Annotated in this window: 3 protein-coding genes; 2 read left to right on the forward strand and 1 reads right to left on the reverse strand. The window is 63.3% G+C overall.

The window, feature by feature from the left end:
• Positions 1 to 181 precede the first annotated feature (181 nt).
• Positions 182 to 499, forward strand: a complete 318-nt coding sequence (locus WA702_RS04640) for an FtsB family cell division protein (RefSeq protein WP_425109361.1) — start codon at positions 182 to 184, stop codon at positions 497 to 499.
• A 97-nt stretch (positions 500 to 596) separates the two neighbouring features.
• Here WA702_RS04640 and WA702_RS04645 read toward each other — a convergent pair whose 3' ends face one another.
• Positions 597 to 2,273 carry a methyl-accepting chemotaxis protein gene (locus tag WA702_RS04645; RefSeq protein ID WP_425109362.1) on the reverse strand — a complete coding sequence of 559 codons (1,677 nt, stop codon included), beginning with the start codon at positions 2,271 to 2,273 and terminating at the stop codon, positions 597 to 599.
• A 434-nt stretch (positions 2,274 to 2,707) separates the two neighbouring features.
• Between WA702_RS04645 and pdhA the strand changes: the two genes are divergently transcribed.
• On the forward strand, positions 2,708 to 3,611 hold a 904-nt coding region (gene pdhA, locus WA702_RS04650), incomplete at its 3' end, for a pyruvate dehydrogenase (acetyl-transferring) E1 component subunit alpha (RefSeq protein WP_425109363.1).

The raw sequence follows: 3,611 nt of genomic DNA on the forward strand, positions 1-3,611 counted from the left end.
CGACAAGGGCGAATGCACCAAGGACTCGCTGAAGACGGTGCTGGAGGCATATCTCACGGCCTTCGCCGCCTTCATCGAGAAGCAGAATCGGTAACTCGTGCCAAGGCGCCTGCCGCCGAAGACGCCAGCGGCAGGCGCGCTGATTCAGGGTCCCTTAACCAAGCCGGGGCATGGTCGCTCCATGGTCTCCCGCGCCCGTCTCAAATCCTTCCTGACCGGTGTTGCCCTCTACATGATGGCGGCAGCGATCGTCGGCTATTTCGGCGTCAACGCCTATACCGGCAAATACGGCCTCAACGCCCGTCAGGAGCTGGACCAGGAGATCATTGCGCTGACCTCGGAATTGGTGCGGCTGAAGCAGGAGCGCGCCGAAGGCGAGAAGCGCGTGTCGCTGCTGCGGTCCGACCGAGTCGATCCCGACATGCTCGATGAGCGGGCGCGCTTCGAGCTCGACTACGCCAATCCCCATGATCTGATCCGGATCGTCAGGCCGCAGTAAACTCTGCTTTGGACCCATGGCCGCTGGCTTGTAGCGACCAATCCGCCATCAGGCAGGCCGATGCACCGAGGAATTCAGCGCCCGAAGCGGCGCTCGTTCATGCAGCGCGTACCGTGTCCAGGAATTTGCCGACCTCGGTCTTGAGACGGTTGCTGTCCTGGGAAAGCGACTGCACTGCGTTGAGCACCTGCGATGATGCCGTCCCGGTTTCGCTTGCCTCGCGCTGGACGTCAGCAATATTGGCTGAAACCTGCCGCGTGCCCTGCGCCGCCTGCTGAATGTTGCGGGAGATTTCCTGCGTTGCCGCATCCTGTTCTTCGACCGCTGCGGCGATGGTGGAGGCGATCTCGGACATGCGGCCGATGGTGTCGCCGATCTCCTTGATGGCGGCCACCGAATGTTGCGTGGCGGTCTGGATCGATCCGATCTGCTGGCTGATCTCGTCGGTTGCCTTGGCGGTCTGTTCGGCCAAGGCCTTGACCTCCGTCGCCACCACGGCGAAGCCCCGTCCGGCTTCGCCCGCCCGCGCTGCCTCGATGGTCGCGTTCAGCGCCAGCAGGTTGGTCTGGCCGGCGATGGTGTTGATAAGCTCGACCACATCGCCGATCCGCGCCGCCGCCTGCGACAATTCGCCGACCCGTTCATTGGTCTTGCGGGCCTGGTCCACGGCTTCGTTGGCGATCGCGGCGGACTGCTGCACCTGCCGGCTGATCTCGTTGACCGAAGACGACATCTCCTCGGTCGCGGCGGCCACGGACTGAACGTTGTTGGACGCGTCGCCCGAGGCTCCGGCCACCACGGTCGCGAGGGCCTTGGAGCGCTCGGCAGTGGCGGTCAGCGAACTCGCTGAGGACTCCAGATTGTTCGCCGCCGACGACACGGTCTCGATGATCTGACCGACCGCGCTTTCGAAATCATTCGCGAGCCGGGTCGTGTCCGACTTGCGCTGCGCGGCCGCCCGAGTCTCTTGCTCCTTCTGCTCGGATTCCAGTCGCTGGCGCGTGACCGCATTGACCTTGAACACCTCGACGGCGCGGGCCATTTCGCCGACCTCGTCACGACGCATCGCATTGGGAATCTGGACAGTGAGATTGCCGGTCGCGAGCTCCGTCATCGTGGTGGTTATCGCCTTCAGCGGCCGGACAAGGCCGCGCGCGATCCACAGGGTGGCAACGCACAGCACGGCGATCAGGCCGGCGGCCCACACCAACGCGACTTTCACCCAGCTAAAGAAGGCCTCATCGAGATCGTCGACATAGACGCCGGTGCCGATCACCCAATTCCATGGCTCGGCCCGCAGCGCGTAGCCCAATTTGGCGGAGGGGACGTCGCTTCCCGGCCGGGGAAACATGTAGGAGATGAAGCCGCCGCGGCCCATCGCAGCCGCGATCAGGTCGCGGACGTAAAAGACGCCGTTGACGTCCTTCTGATCGATGAGGGGCTTGCCTTCCAGTTCGGGCTTCGGACCGAGCACTATGTTTTCCCCGTCGGTCTTGTAGACGAACATGTAATCGTTCTTGCCGTAGCGAATGCTCCGCAGCGCGGTCTTGGCGCGGCTCTGGGCTTCCGCCTCGGTCAGCGTGCCGTTTTTCACCGCGCTGACCATTCCCGCGACGATGGTCGCGGCGGATTGGACCTGGCCCACGATGGCGGTCTTCCGCTCTTCGACGAGGGCTGAGCGCGCGGCGATCAATTGGCTCGCCACGGCGGCGACGCAGACGCCGATCGACAGCACAACCAGGATGCCGAAACGTCGGGGAATCGTGAGGATCATTTCCGAATTTCCTGTACGGGACCCAGCCGGGAAGCCGCGGCGAAACTTGCGCGAGCTTTGCGTGAGGGCTTACTCCCCACAACATCACAGCCTTATTTGTGCAGCGCCGAAGCTTTCAGGGAACTAAATTCCCCGGTCCGTAGAAATACGAGAGGAGGCACCGTGGCGGCGGGCCCTTGCTCGAGTGGGTCACCGGTGCCTAGGATCCAATAGCGAGAGGCGACCCCGGCGCATTGCCGAGCCGGCATTCGGTGGAGATTGATCGGATAGCCCCGAAGCGCGTTCTCGTTTCAAAAATGGCTGATTTTAGTTGCTAAAGTTTCACGCCTCTGTTGCGTTGCGGCATACCAAAACGTGCGGCCCGTCACGCGGTGCTTTTACGGAGATTTGAGTTGGGCTAGGAAGGGCTACTTTTTCTCTCATCCGGAATTGCCATGGCCGCACCCAAGAAGAGCGTCGCGAAAGAACAAGGGCAGGACAGGGACGAGGCTCCGCCGCCGGAGTTCAGCAGGGAGCAGGAACTGGCTGCGCTGCGTGACATGCTCTTGATCCGCCGCTTCGAGGAGAAGGCCGGACAGCTTTACGGAATGGGTGCGATCGGCGGTTTCTGCCACCTCTATATCGGTCAGGAAGCCGTCGTCGTCGGCATGCAGATGGCGCTGAAGCCGGGTGACCAGGTCATCACAGGCTATCGCGACCACGGCCACATGCTGGCGACCGGCATGGACGCCAGGGGTGTGATGGCCGAGCTCACCGGACGCCGCGGCGGCTACTCCAAGGGCAAGGGCGGCTCCATGCACATGTTCAGCGTGGAGAAGCACTTTTATGGCGGACACGGCATCGTCGGCGCGCAGGTGTCGCTCGGCACCGGCTTGGCGCTCGCCAACCGTTACCGCGGTAACGACTCGGTCAGCATCGCCTATTTCGGCGACGGCGCCGCCAACCAGGGCCAGGTCTATGAGAGCTTCAACATGGCGGAGCTCTGGAAGCTGCCTGTGGTCTACGTGATCGAGAACAACCGCTATGCGATGGGCACCGCGGTGACGCGTGCGTCCGCGCAGACCAATTTCTCCAAGCGCGGCGTCTCTTTCAACATTCCGGGCGAGCAGGTCGACGGCATGGACGTGCGCGCCGTGAAGGCGGCGGGCGAAATGGCAGTCGCCTGGTGCCGCGAGGGCAAGGGCCCGTTCATCCTGGAAATGCAGACCTACCGCTATCGCGGCCATTCGATGTCGGATCCGGCGAAGTACCGCACCCGCGAGGAGGTCGAGAAGGTCCGGCACGATCAGGACCCGATCGAGCAGGTGCGCAATCGCCTGTTGGCCGCCAAGGTCAGCG

This window comes from Bradyrhizobium sp., assembly GCF_049798375.1.
Classification (GTDB): domain Bacteria; phylum Pseudomonadota; class Alphaproteobacteria; order Rhizobiales; family Xanthobacteraceae; genus Bradyrhizobium.